General features: G+C 70.4%; 18 protein-coding genes and 1 pseudogene. 13 read left to right on the top strand and 6 right to left on the bottom strand.

Annotated elements, in window-relative coordinates; all coding sequences use genetic code 11:
* Positions 1 to 121: 121 nt before the first annotated feature.
* Together HF577_RS17640 and HF577_RS17635 are read left to right on the top strand one after the other, a co-directional pair.
* A complete protein-coding gene (locus HF577_RS17640) occupies positions 122 to 1438 on the top strand; it encodes an ice-binding family protein (RefSeq protein WP_169396971.1) in 1317 nt (438 codons plus the stop codon).
* Positions 1439 to 1550: 112 nt separating this feature from the next.
* A complete protein-coding gene (locus HF577_RS17635) occupies positions 1551 to 2210 on the top strand; it encodes a DNA alkylation repair protein (protein WP_169396985.1) in 660 nt (219 codons plus the stop codon).
* A gap of 43 nt (positions 2211 to 2253) precedes the next feature.
* On the opposite strand, the gene HF577_RS17630 is transcribed toward HF577_RS17635, so the two are convergent.
* Together HF577_RS17630 and HF577_RS17625 are read right to left on the bottom strand one after the other, a co-directional pair.
* Positions 2254 to 2733 (bottom strand): DinB family protein, encoded by a 480-nt coding sequence (locus HF577_RS17630; RefSeq protein ID WP_312859200.1) that lies wholly within the window; start codon positions 2731 to 2733, stop codon positions 2254 to 2256.
* 127 nt (positions 2734 to 2860) lie between these two features.
* A complete protein-coding gene (locus tag HF577_RS17625) occupies positions 2861 to 3457 on the bottom strand; it encodes a TetR/AcrR family transcriptional regulator (protein WP_169396969.1) in 597 nt (198 codons plus the stop codon).
* 68 nt (positions 3458 to 3525) lie between these two features.
* On the opposite strand from HF577_RS17625, the gene HF577_RS17620 reads away from it, so the two are divergent.
* Entirely contained in the window at positions 3526 to 4002 is a 477-nt protein-coding gene (locus HF577_RS17620) for a VOC family protein (RefSeq protein WP_211174431.1), read from the top strand.
* A gap of 22 nt (positions 4003 to 4024) precedes the next feature.
* Here the strand turns inward: HF577_RS17620 and HF577_RS17615 are convergent, their stop codons facing one another.
* Positions 4025 to 4855, bottom strand: a complete 831-nt coding sequence (locus tag HF577_RS17615; RefSeq protein WP_169396968.1) for a phosphotransferase — start codon at positions 4853 to 4855, stop codon at positions 4025 to 4027.
* 321 nt (positions 4856 to 5176) lie between these two features.
* Here HF577_RS17615 and HF577_RS17610 point away from each other — a divergent pair, with 321 nt between their 5' ends.
* On the top strand, positions 5177 to 5746 hold the full coding sequence (locus HF577_RS17610) for a GRP family sugar transporter (RefSeq protein ID WP_312859199.1): 570 nt from the start codon (positions 5177 to 5179) through the stop codon (positions 5744 to 5746).
* 84 nt (positions 5747 to 5830) lie between these two features.
* Here HF577_RS17610 and HF577_RS17605 read toward each other — a convergent pair whose 3' ends face one another.
* Positions 5831 to 7021 carry an MFS transporter gene (locus HF577_RS17605; RefSeq protein WP_169396966.1) on the bottom strand — a complete coding sequence of 397 codons (1191 nt, stop codon included), beginning with the start codon at positions 7019 to 7021 and terminating at the stop codon, positions 5831 to 5833.
* Between the two features lie 85 nt (positions 7022 to 7106).
* On the opposite strand from HF577_RS17605, the gene HF577_RS17600 reads away from it, so the two are divergent.
* Both HF577_RS17600 and HF577_RS17595 read left to right on the top strand, forming a co-directional pair.
* Positions 7107 to 7559 (top strand): transcriptional regulator, encoded by a 453-nt coding sequence (locus HF577_RS17600; protein ID WP_169396965.1) that lies wholly within the window; start codon positions 7107 to 7109, stop codon positions 7557 to 7559.
* 278 nt (positions 7560 to 7837) lie between these two features.
* Positions 7838 to 8767 (top strand): serine hydrolase, encoded by a 930-nt coding sequence (locus HF577_RS17595; RefSeq protein WP_169396964.1) that lies wholly within the window; start codon positions 7838 to 7840, stop codon positions 8765 to 8767.
* On the opposite strand, the gene HF577_RS17590 is transcribed toward HF577_RS17595, so the two are convergent.
* Positions 8673 to 9377, bottom strand: coding sequence for a sigma-70 family RNA polymerase sigma factor (locus HF577_RS17590; RefSeq protein WP_312859198.1), 705 nt, complete (start codon positions 9375 to 9377; stop codon positions 8673 to 8675). The two genes, HF577_RS17595 and HF577_RS17590, sit on opposite strands and share 95 nt — an antisense overlap.
* 329 nt (positions 9378 to 9706) lie before the next feature.
* On the opposite strand from HF577_RS17590, the gene HF577_RS17585 reads away from it, so the two are divergent.
* From HF577_RS17585 to HF577_RS17575, 3 genes are all read left to right on the top strand, one after another.
* The gene (locus HF577_RS17585) at positions 9707 to 10021 is read left to right on the top strand and encodes an anti-sigma factor family protein (RefSeq protein ID WP_169396963.1); all 315 of its coding nucleotides are present in this window, start codon (positions 9707 to 9709) and stop codon (positions 10019 to 10021) included.
* A gap of 490 nt (positions 10022 to 10511) precedes the next feature.
* Positions 10512 to 10937, top strand: coding sequence for a hypothetical protein (locus HF577_RS17580; protein WP_169396962.1), 426 nt, complete (start codon positions 10512 to 10514; stop codon positions 10935 to 10937).
* 75 nt (positions 10938 to 11012) lie between these two features.
* A complete protein-coding gene (locus HF577_RS17575) occupies positions 11013 to 12719 on the top strand; it encodes an MFS transporter (RefSeq protein ID WP_169396961.1) in 1707 nt (568 codons plus the stop codon).
* A gap of 81 nt (positions 12720 to 12800) precedes the next feature.
* On the opposite strand, the pseudogene HF577_RS40190 reads toward HF577_RS17575, so the two are convergent.
* A pseudogene (locus HF577_RS40190) lies at positions 12801 to 13061 on the bottom strand (NADH-quinone oxidoreductase subunit C); the annotation flags it as partial.
* A 370-nt stretch (positions 13062 to 13431) separates the two neighbouring features.
* Here HF577_RS40190 and HF577_RS17565 point away from each other — a divergent pair.
* From HF577_RS17565 to HF577_RS17550, 4 genes are read left to right on the top strand one after another with little or no spacing between them, the layout of a single operon-like run.
* Positions 13432 to 14862, top strand: a complete 1431-nt coding sequence (locus HF577_RS17565) for a form I ribulose bisphosphate carboxylase large subunit (RefSeq protein WP_169396960.1) — start codon at positions 13432 to 13434, stop codon at positions 14860 to 14862.
* A gap of 10 nt (positions 14863 to 14872) precedes the next feature.
* A complete protein-coding gene (locus HF577_RS17560; RefSeq protein WP_169396959.1) occupies positions 14873 to 15319 on the top strand; it encodes a ribulose bisphosphate carboxylase small subunit in 447 nt (148 codons plus the stop codon).
* Between the two features lie 52 nt (positions 15320 to 15371).
* On the top strand, positions 15372 to 16412 hold the full coding sequence (cbbX, locus tag HF577_RS17555) for a CbbX protein (RefSeq protein ID WP_312859197.1): 1041 nt from the start codon (positions 15372 to 15374) through the stop codon (positions 16410 to 16412).
* Positions 16409 to 17296, top strand: coding sequence for a LysR substrate-binding domain-containing protein (locus HF577_RS17550; RefSeq protein ID WP_169396958.1), 888 nt, complete (start codon positions 16409 to 16411; stop codon positions 17294 to 17296). The genes cbbX and HF577_RS17550 overlap by 4 nt, the downstream gene beginning before the upstream one ends.
* Positions 17297 to 17307: the final 11 nt, after the last annotated feature.

Below are 17307 nucleotides of genomic sequence, written 5' to 3'. Positions count from 1 at the left end.
CCTGTCTGCCGTCTGGGTGACATCATGTCCTGGCCATTGCCATGGCCTTTCATCGGTGGGCTACTTCGGGCAGTCGAGCCGCTGCGGTTGTCGACGCCCCGATGGATCCAGGGAGCGCACCATGCCCGTCACACCGAACCAGGGATCCACCGGCGGAGGGGATGCCGTGACTCTCACCGGTACCCGCTTCACGGGCACCACCAGCGTGCGTTACGGCATCCGCCCGGCCGCGAGTTTCACGGTACTGAGCGATACGACCACGGCCACCGTCACACCGTCGGGAAACGGCGCTGTGCCGGTCGCTGTGACAACCCCGGGGGGAACGGGGGTCGTCGGCACCTTTTTCTATCTGCCGCCGCCCTCTTTCCGTATCACCCCGCCTGCTGCCGGCCCGGTGGCGGGCGGTAACACGGTGACGTTCACCGGGCGGGGTCTCTCCACCACGAGCGAGGTCCGGTTCGGTACGCAGACCGCCGGATTTGTCGTCGATTACGACGGCCGGCTCACCGTGACCGTCCCGGCGGCGGCCGCGGCGGGTCCGGTCGCGGTCACCGTGCGGACCAGGGGTGGAATTGGCGGCGGGGCCACCTACACCTACCTCGCCCTCCCTTCTGTCACCACCGTGACGCTCGACTCGGGGCCGGTGGGCGGGGGCAACCTCGTCGTCATCACCGGAACCGCGTTCTCCGACACCACCGGCGTCACCTTCGGCGGGACACCGGCCGCCGTCTTCCGGATCGCCTCGGACACCGAGATCGACGTCCTGGTGCCGGCCGGAGCACTCGGCTCGGCCGATGTCTCGGTCACCACGCTCGGCGGTACCACCACCGCCGTGGACGCCTACACGTATCTGGGCACTTTCGCGGTGCTGGGCGGGGTGTCGGTCACCAACACCGGCCTGTCCCAGGTCACCGGAGACCTCGGGGTGAGCCCGGGAGTGTCGGTCACCGGATTTCCGCCCGGCCAGGTGAACGGGACCATCCATGTCTCGGATGCGGCCGCCGTCGACGGCCATGCTGATCTGGTCGCGACGTACGCCGACGCGGTCGCCCGGACCCCGGACGCCGGCCTCCCCGGAGATGTCGGCGGCGTGACCCTGACTCCGGGCGTCTACAACGCGGCTTCCTCCCTCGGGCTGACCGGCACGCTCACACTGGATGCCCTGGGTGACCGCAACGCCGAATGGATCTTCCAGATCGGATCGACCCTGACGACGGCGACCGCGAGCAGCGTCCTTCTCATCAATGGCGCCACGGCCCGCAACGTCATCTGGCAGATCGGAACCTCCGCCACCCTCGGCATCAACACCGCCTTCGCCGGCCGGATCCTGGCCGCTGTCTCGATCACGGTGAACGCCGGTGTGAGCGTCAACGGTCAGGTCCTCGCCCGCGACGGCGCCGTCACCCTGGACACCAACATCATCGCCCGGCCCTGGTGAACCACGTCGCTGCCTCCCGGCCACGGCGAGGAAGGCCCATCCTCGCCTTAGGCTGAATCCCACACGAAACGGACAGGAGGCCGAGGTGGCCGAGGCGACGGCAGCTGAGGAGATGGTGTCTGAGGTGATGGCCGAGCTGGCCGCGCTCGAGGACCCGAGAGCTCGTGAGGTGAACGAGAAGCACGGCGACGATCACGGAGTGAACCTCGGCAAGCTGCGCGCGCTCGCGAAGCGGCTGAAGACACAGCAGGAACTCGCACGACAGCTCTGGGCCACCGATGACACCGCGGCCAGGCTCCTGGCGATCCTGGTCTGCCGCCCGAAAGCGTTCGAGCGCGCCGAACTGGACACCATGCTGCGCCAGGCGCGGACCCCCAAAGTGCACGACTGGCTCGTGAACTACGTGGTGAAGAAGAACCCGCACGCCGAGGAGCTGCGGCTGACCTGGTTCCCGGACCCGGATCCCGTGGTCGCGAGTGCGGGCTGGGCGTTGACGACCGAGCGGGTGGCGAAGAAGCCCGATGGCCTCGACCTCGCAGGGCTGCTCGACGTCATCGAGGCGGAGATGAAGGGCGCTCCGGACCGCCTGCAGTGGGCGATGAACCACTGCCTGGCGCAGATCGGGATCGAGCACGTCGAGTACCGCGCCCGCGCGATCGAGATCGGTGAGCGCCTGGAGGTGCTCAGGGACTACCCGACACCCCCGAACTGCACGTCGCCGTTCGCGCCCATCTGGATCGGGGAGATGGTGCGCCGCCGGAATGACGGGTGAGGAGTCGCGCGCTCACACGCGTGCCGCTGCTCTGTGATGGACGTCAGCGGGGGCCGAGGCCGGTCTTCCCGTCGATGAGCTCGCGAACGATGTCGAGGTGACCGGCGTGGCGGGCGGTCTCTTCGATCATGTGCAGGATGACCCCGCGCAGGTCGGTGATCTGGTCTCCCAGGTACCCGGGATGACGGGCGCGTGGGGGTGACGACAGCGGCAGGGCCGCGACGATCGCGTCGGAGCGTGCGCACTGATCGCGGTAGAACTCGAGAACCACCGACGGCGGCCGCGAGGTGATCAGGGGAGTGTTGTCGTCGGGCCAGGGCAGCGGAACGGCGGAGCCGGTGGCGATCTCCTGGAACCAGTGCCGCTCGGCATGACCGAGGTGTTCCACGAGCCCCAACGGGGTCCAGCCCGACGGCAGGACCGAGGTCATGAGGGCTTCTTCGTCGAGCCCGTCGATGATCGCCAGCACGCTGGCTCGCTGCCACGCGAGGAACTCCAGGAAGGCCCTCGTCTCGTCGTCCACCGGAGCTGCCCTTCTCCTGAAACGGGAGCCGGACGCTAGCAGGCGGCGCGCCGACATGGTCAGCTGACGATCTCGGTGAGTGCTTCGGTCCAGGGTGTCCCGGGGTGCCGGCCGCTGGTCCGTGCCGTCAGGCGCGGACCAGCTTGCGTGCGGCGTCGCGGGCGCGGCGCTTGGTCAGCTCCAGCGCCTGCACCGGATCGCCGAAGACACCCTCGGAGAGGAACGCGGCGAAGCCGTGCGCGACCGCGCCCACGGCCTGGACGAGATCGAGGGCTGCGTCGGGATCGGCCCGCAGCTGCTCGGCCGGGCCGCGCAGCAACTGCAGAACCCGGTCGCCGGCCTGCGCCAGGTCCGCGTAGCGGTCTTTCCTCAGCCCGGCGCTGAAAGTGATCTCGAACAGGGCCCGCTCGTCGGACGCGAACTGCACATAGGCGGCGGCGAAGGCCGCCAGCTGCTCCACCGGGTCGTGGTCGGCGCCCATGGCTCTCTCGAACCGTTCGTGCTGCTCGTCGTACCCGCGCCGGGCCAGCGCGGCGAGCAGCGCGTCCCTGTCGGCGAAGTGCTTGTAGGGCGCCGCCACGCTCACACCGGCTCGGCGGCTCGCTTCGGCGAGGGTGAAGCCCTGCGGGCCGCGCTCGCCCACCAGGTCGAGAGCGGCCCGCTCGAGCGCGTTCCGCAGGTCGCCGTGGTGCTGCCCACGTCCCCGTCGCACCGCACCGGTCATGACGTCAGGTTAATCCGTTTCACGTTCAGCCGGGGGAGGCGAGCTGAGGCGGGGGGGAAGGGGCTACCGTGGTTAATGATGCTAACTTGGTTAGCGTCATTAACCACGATGATCAGGATGGAGAAGAAGCGATGTCGGTCTTCGTCTTCGACCACGTCGGCCTGTCGGTCACCGATCTCGACGTGGAGCGCCTGTTCTACGCTCGGGCCCTGGGGATGACCGAGGTCGAGGAGAGCTTCGAGATGCCCGAGGCGCAGGTCCGCTCGACGATCCTGCGCGCCGAGAGCGGTCTCAAGATCGAGTTGGTCGAGCGAGGTGGTTCGGCCGCGCAGGAGTTCGCCGATCCGTTCGACGCGGCGGGTACCCAGGGGTACTTCCACTGGGCCTTGTACGTGGCGGACCTCGACGCTGCCTTCCGAGACCTGTTGGCAGCCGGCGCGCAGGCGGTCTCCGGGCCCGCGAACGGCGTTCGCCCCGGGATGCGCTTCGCCTACGTGAAGGATCCCGAGGGCAACCTGCTGGAGCTGATCCAGTCGCCGAACTGATCGCAGGCTGGGCTCGGTGTGGTCAGGTGCCGTGGTGGGTCACGGCGTCGTGCAGCGTGGTTGCGTTCTCGGCCAGCCACTCCTGCTGGCGCAGGATGCGGTCCCCGATGCCCTGCTCCCACATGCGCTGCCAGCCGCCGCCCAGCCGTCGTGCTCGGTCCCGCATCAGGAACCAGGAGCGGTCCGCGCTGTTGCGTGCGACCGCCACCACCTGGCGCCGCTCGATCGGGTCGAGGCCGTACTCGTCGACGAGCAGCGCTGCGCGGGCAACGGCGTCGACGTCCCGGACGGCGGCCTCGCGGTCGGCGACCGGCATGAGTGGGGCCCACCACCGCAGCATGTTGCAGAGCTCTCCTACCCGGTCGGTGGGGCGGGCCAGGTCGAAGTCGATGAGGGCTGCCGCGTGTCCGTCGCGGAACACCACGTTCTCGGGGGTGATGTCCATGTGCCCCACGAAGCTCGGCGGGCCGGCGATCGAGGGTGGGGTGCCCGGCGGGTCCGGTTGCGTGCCCGTCCACGCGATCTCCGGGATGCCGAAGGACTGCGCGGCGTCGTCGTATCGGCGGACCAGGCGGGCGACGCCGGCGATCCGCTCGTCGTCAGCGACCCAAGCGGGCCACGGCCGCCCGGCGGCCTCGCCGCTCACGTAGGACAGAGCGTGGCGCCCGCGCGCATCGATCCCGAGAAAGCGGGGTGCACCGTCGAAGCCGACGCGCTCCAGGTGGGTCAGCAGTGCCTCGACCAGGTCGGAGCCGGGCTGTCGAGGACGCCGGACGGTGTCCCCGACGCGGACGACGCCCTCGGTGACGTCGCCCCCGAGCAACGGTTCCTCGGGACCGTCCTCGATGATCATCTCGCCGACGATAGCCGTTGCCGACACCGGCCGAGAGCCGCTCGACGTGGTGACGTCAACCGGGGTCAGGCCAGCGTGACCGGTGCGGTCGCAGTGATGAGCCGACGGGCGTAGGCGACGGGGTCGCGCGGCGCCGGGCGACCGAGGCGCCGACCGCCGCGCCACTGCGGGATTCGGCCGCGGCCGCCAGCGTGGCGTCGTTCCCGGCTACGAAGACGGGCGCGTCGCGCCACAGCTCGTGCAGGTCGACGTCGCGCCACAGCAGGGTGGCCGCGTCGAGGCGATGAGCGGGCGAGACCGTGCCGGGGACGGACAGGCCCAGTGCTCGCGGCCGATCCGCGTACCGGTCGCGGAAGGCGTCGATCGAGGCAGAGAGCGCTGCGGCGACCGTGGGCCAGTCGGCCCCGTCGTGTCGTCCGTGCTCGGTCGAGCGAGTCGCCCAGGGCGGCCACCCCCGGCCGCGGTCGGTGGGCCGGGTTCCTGTGGGCAGGCGCGGCAGGGATCCTGTGGGGGAGCTACTTCGTGCCGGCTCAGTGGGCCGCGGTTCCCCCTCAGGTGAGCAATTTCCCGCTCGCGCTGGGAATTCTGGGTGGGGCCCTTGTCCTGGCTCTCCCCGCCGGCGAGCCGGTCAGGTTGGGCCTGCGCGCCACGGGCACGCAGCTCGGCGCCGGAGTTCTCTTCGGCATCGGCAATCTCGCCCTGCTCGCCCTGGTGGCACGGGTGGGCACCGGTACGGGCTTCACCGTCGCCCAGCTCAGCCTCGTGGTCAACGCCGGCATCGGGATCTGGGTCTTCGGCGTTCCCCAGCCGGGCACGCGCCAGGCCCGGAAGGTACTGGCCGGCATCCTGATCGCCGGGATCGGCGGCTGCGTCATCGCCGCGATGCGGTAGCACCATCAGCGGGCCCGTGGCGGCCGCCCGGATCTTCTGAGGTGAACAGCGGGCCGGCCCCGGCTCGCGGGCTCCCACGTCTCGTCAGGCCGGTGACCTTCCCGGAGCGGGAGAAGGCGGCACGACCACCGCCGTCAGCACCGCCCCGGCAACGGCGAGCAGCACGGCGGTGTTGACCGCCACTGCCAGGCCTGCGACCTGCGCCAGGACGGGGCCGAGTACTGCGCCTGCCAGCGTCGCTGCCGCTTCCGCGATCCCGAAGACCGCGCTGACGCGCCCGAGTGCCGAGCCGGGGATGGTGCGCTGCCAGACGGTCCGTGACGCACCGAGCACCACCGACCCGGACGTCCCGATGACGACGGCCGCGATGAGCGCTGCCGGTAGTGCGGTCACGTTGACCAGGAGGGCGAACCCCACAGCCGTCACGGCCTGGGCGCTGGCGAGCGACGGGCGGATCGGCATGCGGTCCACCAGTAGTCGGAGCAGCGGGGCGCCGAGGAGGAACCCGACGCCGAGTGCGGACAGGACGAGACCGGTGGCCGTCGGTCCGCCGAGCCGCTGGACGCCCAGCGGCACCAGCAGTGCGCTGAGCGCGGCGTTCGCCAGTAGGAACACGCCGGTTGCCGGCAGCAGCGCCGAGACCAGGGGGTGCTCGCGCAGGACCTGCAGGCCGGCGCGGAAGGACTCCCGCCCGCCTCGACGATCTGGTCGGTCTCGCCGCCTGGTGGCGAAGATGGCGACGGCTGAGAACAGGTAGGTCGCGACGTCGATGGCAACCAGTGCCGGAAACCCTGCCGTGAGCAGCAGTGCGGCGCCGAGCGGCCCTCCGACCAGCCGGACGGTGCCGTTGATGACGGCGTTGAGGGCGTTCGCGCTGCTGAGAAGTGCGCCCGTGCCGACGACGGCGGGCACGTGGGCCTGCATCGCGGGCATGAAGACGACGGTCGCGGCGCTCTCGATGAGGACGGCCACGTGCACGATCCACGGTGCCGTGTCGGCGGTGAACAGCAGGGCGATGGCGGCCGCGCGCAGCACGTCGGTGCCGACCAGGAGCTTCCGGCGGTCCACCCGGTCGGCCAGGACTCCCGCGACCGGGCCGAGCAACAGGAACGGGAGGTACTCCGCAGCGACGACGAGCCCGGTCGCCAGCAACGAGTCGGTGGCGGCGAGCACGTGTGCCGGGGCGGCGATGGCCAGCAGCCAGGACCCGAGCCCGCTCACCAGGTTGGCGCTCCACAGCAGCCTGAAGTCGCGCACGCGCAACGCCTGCAGCATGAGATCCCTCGATGGTGTCCCGTCGGATCGTGTTCTGTGAAGATACGAGTACCAGAATCGCTTCTGTGAAGATAGGGTGCTCAGCATGGAGCTGCTCGGCAGGCGACTACGTGCGTTGCGTGCCGCGGCCGGCCGCACGGTGGCCTCGGTCGCGGCGGACGCCGGCCTGTCGGTGCCCTACATCGCGAACCTGGAGAACGGGCGGGGCAACCCGACCATGGCCGCGCTCGACCGGCTGGCCCGCGCGCTGGGAACCGAGCTGTCGGTCGAGCTCGGTCAGCCGGGAGCGGAGCCGGCAGTGGAACCGCCCGCTTCCCTGGTTCGGGTGGCCCGCACCGAGCGGTTCCGCAGGGTCACGATCGAGCTCGCCGGGTCGAACCGGAGCCCGAGCGAGGTGGCGGCCGCACTGGTCGACCTGCTCGCGCGCGTGGGTCCGGCTCTCGGCGTGGAGCCTGATGACGTCGACTGGTGGCGGCTGCTCGACGCGCTGCTGCTCGTCGGTCTGTACTCCCATCGGAGCACGGGCACTGCTCCATGACGGGAACTGCTGGCCGCGGGCTCCGGCCCCGGTCAGCGGGGCGGTGGCTGCGCGTTCAGCCTCCTCCTCCGTTGTGACCGGGATGTCCTGACAATAGAAGTGTTCTGCTCCGGCGGAGCGATACCCGTGCCGATCGGCGAATTCAAGGACTCTGTTCGCCTCCACCTGTGAGATGCGCGGCGAAGCTGTTGATCTGCTGTGAGTGGGCGCACGAAGGGCAACGAAGCCCTGCCGTGCTTCGTCAACAGATCGTGAGGGGAAATCGTTGGCGCGGACTCGTGAGGAACACCCTGCTCGTCGTGATCCTGGCCGTGCTCGTGGGAGCGGGCACCGTGATGGTCGAGGATCGCACTGAGGCCGGCACTCCCGTTGCCGCCGTGCCCGCCGCCGTTCTGCCCAGACCCATCGACTCTCCCGTGGCGATGCCCGCCCGCGGCGCGGACGACGCCGCCGACGCGGCAGCAGCCTCGTCGGCGGCCGTGAACGCCGCGACGCAGGCCGTGGACGCCTTCGACCGCTCGAACGGCAACACCCAGATCGGGGTCGCCGTTCTCGACCGGTCGACCGGGCAGGAGTCCGTCGGCGCCGAAGGCGCCACCGACTTCTACTCGGCGTCGGTCGTCAAGCTCTACACGGTGGTCGCCATCCTGCACCGCGTCGAGACCGGGGCCGTGAAGCTGACCCCGACGGACACCTCCGACATCCAGCGCGCGCTCGTCGCCAGTGACGACAACGCGATGGACGCGCTGTGGGAGAAGTTCGGTGGCGCCCAGACCGTCGCCCAGACCATCTCGCTGGTCGGGCTCAAGGACAGCAAACCGCCGATCGACCCGTCCCAGTGGGGCGAGACGAAGATCTCCGCCCGCGATGTGGTGGCGGTGTACCAGTACGTGCTGACGACGATGAGCCCGAGCGGGCGGGCCATGATCATGAACAACCTGGCGAACGCGCGCGACCTCGGGGCGGACGGCTTCAACCAGGCGTTCGGGCTGATCGCTCCGCCCCGGCCGGCCAACGTCGCGGCCAAGCAGGGCTGGATGTGGATCGGCTCGGACTTCGACCTGCACACCACGGGCGTGCTCGGCGCCGACCACCGGTATGTGATCGCCGTGCTCAGCAAGAACCCGGCGCGGGTTGGGTCCGCCGCGGTCCGGGCGACCGTGACGACAGCTGCCCATGACGCCGAGGCCGCGTTGCCCCAGCCCTGATGGCGGCGGAGGCAACAGCGGACGGCAGGGGACTCGTGGGGGAGTTCGTGCTGGTCACGAGCTCGCCTCCTTCAAGAACGACCCGCATCGCACGCAGGCCGTAGTACAGCCGGGACTTGACGGTGCCCTCGGGCACCCCGAACTCACGCGCGGCCTCGCGGACCGAACGGCCGTGGAAGTAGCACGCATGCAGGGCGGAGCGGTGTTCCCGGGACAGCCGGTTCAACGCGGCGGTGACCGTCCAGCGCTGGACGGCCCGGTCGATCGTGTCCTCCGCGATCAACTCCGGGACCACGTCGGTCGGGTACTCGATGCGCTCCGGGCGCGACCGCCACTCGTCGATCGCGATGCGTCGGGCGACGGTGAACAGCCAGGTGCGCTGGGAACCCCGGGCCTCGTCGAGAGCGTCGAGGTGGCGCCACGCCCGCAGCATCGTCTCCTGCACGACGTCCTCGGCCTTGCTCGCATTTCCTCCCGTGAGGCGCATGGCGAACGATCGGAGAGCCCCACTGTGACGATCGTGCACGAGCCGCATCAGCGCCGCGGCCCCGGACGGATCTTCGTGGCGCAGGCGGGGATCACGCGGCGGATTGTCCTTCTGGTCCGGCACCCGGCCAGCATATCGGAGTATTTTATTCCGTCCGGACTGGTGTTATCCGAACGGAATGCAATCGTCCGTTCGGGTATCGTTTTACCTGGAGAACCGGGCCGGTCGCGAGTATATCGTAATTCCTACGAAAAACTGGATGGTCAGCTCCGACCGTATTGTCTTATTGTTTCTGCCTCATGCCGCGGCGACCGGGCAAAACTTACCCCGGGTGCAGGCCAAGAAGTGGTGATGGCCTGCGCCACATCTGCGCTCCCGGTGAACCAGACGTCATCGTGGCTCGTCAGGGGGCACGTGATGCGGTCAGCAGGTTTCCCCGGTGCGGTGCCGTCGTGAGCGGGCACGAGGACGTCTGCCTTGCCTTGGGCGCCTACCTGGTCGGCAGTCTCGTGGCGGCCGAACGCGAGGAGTTCGACGTCCATCTCGCCGGTTGCCCGACGTGTCAGAGCGAGCTGGCGGAGCTGGCGCCGGTGGTGGTGCTCCTGGAGTGCGTGGACGTCGCCGGCTGGGCCAACCGTGCGCAGGTGACCGGTGGGAGTCCATGCTCTGGATGGCCGCGGCGCCGGGCCTCCGGACGGCGCAGTGCCGGCATCGGTGGCTGCGGCGACGGACAGCGGGCATGGTGGTTGAGGTGGCGCAGCGGCTGATCATCCGGGTTGCGGGCGAGTCCGGGAAGGGGTGGCGCTCGTGAGATGGGTGTCCTGCGCGTCGCAGTCCGTGGACTGTGACAAAGGTCGCACCGGAAAAGTGATGTTCCCCGCTGCGTGCTGCGCCCCCGCCCACCGGCATACTTTACTGGTTCTTTGCCGGTGGGATTCACGGCACATGGGGTTCCGCTGAACCTTGCGGCTCTCCACATCGTGGTCAGAAGTGTTGCAGCCGCGGTGCCTTTCGGGGTGCCACCAGCGATCAGGAGGTACAGATGCACCGCAACCGACTCGGCGTCCCCTCCGGCGTTCCTTTCGCCGTCTCAACAGCATCGCTGATCCACCACATTGTGGAGGATGCTCTGTCCGGCCACGGCGAGCGGGATGTCCGGTTCGCTCTGCCTCCGACCCGTGGTTCGGCGAGCTGATGGAGGAACCACGTCCGTCGGCGACGGGGGAGCCCGCGCCGCCGACTCCTCCGTCGGGCTCCGTGGCGGTGACCGCCGGCGGGTCCGACAACGCTGCCGATCGGCTCGTCCTGTCCATCTGTCGCGCGCTGAGCGCGGCGCTGCTGCTGGTGGTGGGGGGCAGCCATCTGGTGCTCTACTTCGTCGGCTACGGCAGCATTCCGACGATCGGGGTGTCGTTCCTGCTCAACGCCGTCGGGGGCACGCTGTTGGCGCTGGCGGTGGTCGTCGTCCGGCCGCGCTATCTCCGCCTCGTGACGGTGCTGGGGGCCCTGTTCATGGCGGCGACCCTCGGGGCGCTCGCGCTCGCGCTGACCGTGGGACTGTTCGGTTTCGTCGACGAGCTCACGACGCCCCTGGTCCCGACCACGCTGGTCCTCGAGTTGGCCGGGGTCGTGGTCCTCACGGTGACCGCCGTGATCGCCAACCGCATCCGCCGGTCTCGCTGACGGGACGGTCCTCCGCTCCGGAGCCGGTCTCCGCGGGGGAGGTGTCCGGCCCGTCCCTGGCGTATATTGTTGGTAATGCTAAGGACCTTGCCGGACGAGCGCTACAAGTGGGTCGCGCTCTCGAACACGACCATCGGAGTGTTGATCGTCACGATCAACATGTCGATCCTTCTCATCGCGCTGCCGGACATCTTCCGCGGAATCGGCATCGACCCGCTCGCGCCGGCCAACATCAGCTACCTGCTCTGGCTGATCATGGGCTATCTCGTGGTCACCGCCGTGCTCGTGGTCAGCTTCGGGCGGCTCGGTGACATCTTCGGGCGCACCCGGATGTACAACCTCGGCTTCGCGGTCTTCACCGTCTTCTCCGTGCTCCTGGCCGTCACCTGGACCCACGGTGCTGCCGCCGCGATCTGGCTGATCAGCATGCGGGTGCTGCAAGGCGTCGGAGGCGCTCTGCTGCTCGCCAACTCCACGGCGATCCTCACCGATGCGTTCCCGGCCGACCAGCGCGGTCTCGCACTGGGTATCAACCAGGTGGCCGGGATCGCCGGCTCGTTCCTCGGGCTCGTCATCGGCGGGGTGCTCGCGCCGGTGAACTGGCACTGGATCTTCCTGGTGTCCGTGCCCGTCGGGGTGTTCGGAACGATCTGGGCCTACCTCAAGCTGCGCGAGACCGGGGTTCGCCGGCCCGCCCGGCTGGACTGGTGGGGCAACGTCACGTTCGCGGTGGGCCTCGTCGCGGTCCTCACCGGCATCACCTACGGCATCCAGCCCTACGGCACGCACGTCATGGGGTGGACGAGTCCGGCGGTGCTCGGGCTGATCGTCGGCGGTGTCGCCGTGCTGATCGGCTTCGCGGTGATCGAGACCCGGGTGCCCGACCCGATGTTCCGCCTGACGCTGTTCCGGATCCGGGCCTTCACCGCCGGCAACCTGGCCAGCCTGCTCGCCGCGCTCGGCCGGGGCGGGCTGCAGTTCATCCTGATCATCTGGCTCCAGGGGATCTGGCTGCCCGAGCACGGCTACGACTTCGAGCAGACGCCGCTGTGGGCCGGGATCTACATGGTGCCGCTGACGGTGGGCTTCCTGGTCGCAGGACCGGTGTCCGGCATCCTCTCGGACCGGTTCGGTGCACGCGCCTTCGCGACCGGGGGAATGGTGCTCGCCGCCGTCAGCTTCCTCCTGCTCGACGTGCTGCCCGTCGACTTCGACTACCGCGCGTTCGCGGTGCTGCTCCTGCTGAACGGGCTGGCGATGGGGCTGTTCAGCTCGCCGAACCGCGCCGCGATCATGAACAGCCTGCCCGCCGAGCAGCGTGGCGCCGGCGCCGGCATGACCTCGACGTTCCAGAACTCCGCCACGGTCCTGTCGATCGGCGTGTTCTTCACGCTGCTCATCGTGGGTCTGTCCGGGACGCTGCCCGGCGCCCTGACCTCCGGCCTCGTCGCGCACGGCGTCCCCGCCGACGTCGCGGCGCGGGTGGCGGGCCTGCCGCCGGTCGGCACCCTCTTCGCCGCGCTGCTGGGCGACAACCCGATCCAGAACCTACTCGGTCCGCAGGTGCTCGCCGCGCTGCCGCCGTCGCAGGCGCAGTTCCTCACCGGGCGCGCGTTCTTCCCCGAGCTGATCTCCGGGCCCTTCGCGGCCGGCCTCACGCTGGCTCTGGGGTTCGCCGCGGCGGCCTGCCTGGTGGCGGCGGTCGCCTCGGCGCTGCGGGGCGGGAAGTACCTCCACGGTTCCGACCAGCCCGAGCCGAGCACGGTCCACGCCCGGGCCTGACCCGGCCCGCCCGGAGCCGTCCTGCAGCAGTGGGTCCAGGTACGGGTGGCCCGTGAAGTGCACCCCGAACATCTCGTGGGTCTCCCGCTCGTGCCGACTCGCGCCGCGGTGGAGACCGGTCGCGGTGGGCAGCCGGAGGTCGCCTGCCGGCACGAGCGTGCGCAGGAGCAGGTGGTGGCGTCCCGCGGGGCAGTGCAGGTGCGCCACCACCAGGACTCCGGGGGGATCGACGCCGAGACCGTCGGCGCCTCGCAGGAAGTCGAAGGACGAGCAGCCGATCTCGTCCCGCGCCCATTCCAGTGCCTGGCACCACGCGGTGGGCGCCACGGTCACCGTGAGCATCCCGTGGCCGATCTCCGGGTCGCCCATCGCCAGCGCGGCCCCGGCGAGCAGGGCGATGTCCTCGGCGTCCATGCCTGTCACCACATCCCGGTCGGCGCGTAGGGGCCGGGGGAGACCGGCACTGCTCCCACGGTGACGCGGGTCGCCCCGGCCGTCCATGGAGAGTCGGCCGCGAACCGTCAACCGATCGCTCAAGAGTCGTGGTGGCCCGGGTTGCAGCAAAGCCACTTTGACGCAACGACGTTGCATGAAAGTGGCTTTGCTGCAACGGGGTCCGGGCCGGCCGGGCGGTGGATACTTCACGGAATGGCGAAGCGTAGGCCCGGAAGTCTTGATTGATCGGTCAGGAGTTGGGGCCCATGCTCGGGCCATGTCGGACCGGTGGAGTGCAGGCGTCATCCCTTACGCGGAGATGGGCTACTGGCAGCCCGACTACGTGCCGAAGGACACCGACATCCTGTGTGCCTTCCGCATCACCCCGCAGGAGGGGGTGCCGCCCGAAGAGGCGGGCGCCGCCGTGGCGGGGGAGTCGAGCACCGCCACCTGGACCGTGGTCTGGACCGACCGGCTCACCGCCCACGAGCACTACCAGGCCAAGTGCTACCAGGTCGAGGCCGTGCCCGGCTCGCCGGGGCAGTACATCGCGTGGATCGCCTACGACCTCGACCTGTTCGAGGAAGGCTCGATCGCCAACCTGACCAGCTCGATCATCGGCAACGTGTTCGGCTTCAAGGCGCTCAAGGCCCTGCGCCTGGAGGACATGCGGATCCCGACCCAGTACGTGAAGACGTTCGCCGGGCCGCCGCACGGGATCGTGATGGAGCGGGAGTACCTGGGCAAGTACGGCCGCCCGCTGCTGGGGGCGACCACCAAGCCCAAGCTCGGGCTGTCCGCCCGCAACTACGGCCGCGTCGTCTACGAGGCCCTGCGCGGCGGGCTCGACTTCACGAAGGACGACGAGAACATCAACTCCCAGCCGTTCATGCGCTGGCGCGACCGGTACCTGTTCTGCATGGAGGCGGTCAACCGCGCGCAGGCGGCGACGGGGGAGGTCAAGGGCCACTACCTCAACGTCACCGCAGGCACGATGGAGCAGATGTACGAGCGCGCGGACTTCGCCCGCGAGCTCGGCAGCGTCATCGTGATGATCGACCTGACGGTCGGCTACACCGCGATCCAGTCGATGGGCGCGTGGGCGCGCCGCCACGGCGTGCTGCTGCACCTGCACCGGGCCGGGCACGGCACCTACACGCGGCAGAAGACCCACGGCGTGAGCTTCCGGGTGATCTCCAAGTGGATGCGCCTCGCCGGGGTCGACCACATCCACGCCGGTACGGTCGTGGGCAAGCTGGAGGGCGACCCGACGATCGTCGCCGGGTTCTACGACACGCTGCGGCTCGACCACGTGCCCGCCGACCCGGTGAAGGGCCTGTACTTCGACCAGGACTGGGCGTCGCTGCCCGGGGTGATGCCGGTGGCTTCCGGCGGGATCCACGCCGGCCAGATGCACCAGTTGCTGCACCACCTCGGCGAGGACGTCGTCCTGCAGTTCGGTGGCGGCACGATCGGCCATCCCATGGGCATCGCCGCGGGAGCCACCGCCAACCGGGTCGCCGTCGAGGCGATGATCAAGGCCCGCAACGAGGGGCGCGACGTCATGGTCGAGGGCCCCGAGATCCTCAAGACGGCAGGCAGCCGCTGCCGCGAGCTCGACGTCGCGCTGGCCACCTGGGGCGACATCACGTTCGACTACGCCTCCACCGACACCCCGGACGTGGTCGCCACGCCCACCGGGGTCTGAGGAGCCACCCGTGCGCATCACCCAGGGGACCTTTTCCCACCTTCCCGACCTGACCGCCGCAGAGATCACCGCGCAGATCGGGTACTGCCTCGACAACGGCTGGCCGCTGTCGGTGGAGTTCACCGACGACCCGCACCCGCGCAACACCTACTGGGAGATGTGGGGGCTGCCGATGTTCGACCTGGCCGACCCGGCCGGGGTGATGCTCGAGGTGGACGCCTGCCGCACCGCCCACCCCGACTGCTACGTGAAGCTCAACGCCTACGACGCCCGGCTCGGCAGGCAGACGACCGCGCTGTCGTTCATCGTGCAGCGCCCCGAGCCGGAGCCCGGTTTCCGCCTGGAGCGCCACGAGGGCGCGGACCGGCGGATCACCTACACCACCACGTCCTACGCGACGGACCGGCCGCAGGGCGAGCGGTACGGCCCGAGCCCCGTTGCAGGAAAGCCACGTTGATGCCACGAGGTTGCGTGAAAGTGGCTTTGCTGCAACCGGGGCAGGGGCTCCCGTGAGCGCCGGCGCCCGGCCGGGCTTCGCGATGCCGGGTGGTGCGGTGGCGCCCGAGCCGGAGGTCACGCCGGACGACGACGGGGCGCCACCCCTGCTGGCCCCCGACGCGGTGGTCGACCTCGCCGCCGAGCGCAGCGCCACCGGGGTGGACGACGTGCTCGCCGCGCTCGACTCCGAGCTGGTGGGGCTGGCGCCGGTCAAGGCGCGGATCGCCGAGATCGCCGCGCTGCTGCTCGTGGACCGCACCCGTGCGCGGTTCGGCATCACGACCGCCCCGCCGAACCTGCACATGTGCTTCACCGGCGGCCCGGGCACCGGCAAGACGACGGTGGCGCTGCGGATGGCGGGCCTGCTGCACCGGATGGGCTACCTGCGCCGCGGGCACCTGGTCACCGTCACGCGCGACGACCTGGTCGGGCAGTACGTGGGGCACACCGCGCCCAAGACGCGTGACGTCCTCAAGCGCGCGATGGGCGGCGTGCTGTTCATCGACGAGGCCTACTACCTGCACAAGGCGGAGAACGAGCGGGACTACGGGAGCGAGTCCATCGAGATCCTCCTGCAGGTGATGGAGAACCACCGCGACGACGTGGTGGTCATCCTCGCCGGCTACGCCGCCGAGATGGACGTGTTCTTCCGCAGCAACCCGGGCATGAGCTCGCGGATCGCCCACCACATCACCTTCCCCGCCTACACCGCCGACGAGCTGGAGCAGATCGCCGACCGGATGGCCGACCAGCTGGGTTACGTGTTCGCCGCCGATGCCCGGCCGGTGCTGCGCGACTACCTGGAACGGCGGATGGCGCGCCCCCGCTTCGCCAACGCGCGCAGCGTCCGCAACGCCGTGGAACGGGCCCGGCTGCGCCAGGCGCGCCGGCTGGTCGACGGGACGGACCAGCGGGTCGACCGTGACGCACTCACCACGATCGAGGCGGCCGACCTGCTCGCGAGCCGGGTGTTCGACCCCCATCCGGGCAGTTCAGAGCCGGGTGAGCGGGGTACCGCCGGAGGTGGTGGGTCCGGGACCATGCTCGTGTGACCACCAACGCCCGCCTGCGGGCACTCGTCGAGCTGGCCGACGCCGGCTCGGTGCGTGGCGCTGCCCAGCGCCTGGTGGTCACCGAGTCGTCGGTCTCGGCCGCGGTCAGCGCACTGGCGGCGGACGTGGGGGTGCCGCTCGTGCGCCGCAACGGCCGCGGGGTGCTGCTCACCCCCGCCGGGGAGCGCTACGCCGGTTACGCCCGCCGCATCCTGGGTCTGCACGACGAGGCGATGGCCGCGGCGCGCGGCGAGGCCGACCCGGAGCGGGGGCTGCTCCGGCTGGCCGCTGTGACGATGGCGGGGGAGCACGTCGTCCCGGCGCTGCTCGCCTCGTTCCACAAGCGCCATCCAGACGTGACGCTGCAGCTGGAGGTGGACCACCGGGCGCGGGTGTGGCCGCTGCTCGCCCAGCACGAGGTCGACCTCGTGCTCGCCGGGCGTCCGCCCGACGACCTGGCGGACGGGATCCGCGCGGTCAGCGCCAACAGCCTGGTCGTGGTGGGGTCTCCGCGGTCGGCCGACGGCTTCTCCCCGGCCGACGCGACGTGGTTGATGCGCGAAGCCGGTTCGGGCACCCGCGCCACCTGCGAGGCGCTCCTCGCGGCGCTGGAGGCCGACCCCCCGACGCTCGTCCTCGGCTCGCCGGGTGCGGTGATCGCGGCGGCCGAGGCGGGGCTGGGCGTGACGCTGGCGTCCCGGCAGGCCGTGGCCCGGCAGCTCGAGGGCGGGGAGCTGGTGGAGCTGCCGATGCCGGGCACCCCACTGCACCGCCCGTGGCACGCCGTGAGCCACCGGCACGCCACGGCGTCCACCGACATGTTCGTGAAGCATCTCCTGACACACCCGGAGCTGAGCTGGACGGCGCCACCGGCGGCCCGCTGACCTGGGGAGAG

Source organism: Pseudonocardia xinjiangensis (assembly GCF_012911925.1).
Classification (GTDB): Bacteria; Actinomycetota; Actinomycetes; order Mycobacteriales; family Pseudonocardiaceae; genus Pseudonocardia; species Pseudonocardia xinjiangensis.
Note: the sequence above shows the minus strand (reverse complement) of the source record. Positions and strands in the feature narration are given on the sequence as shown.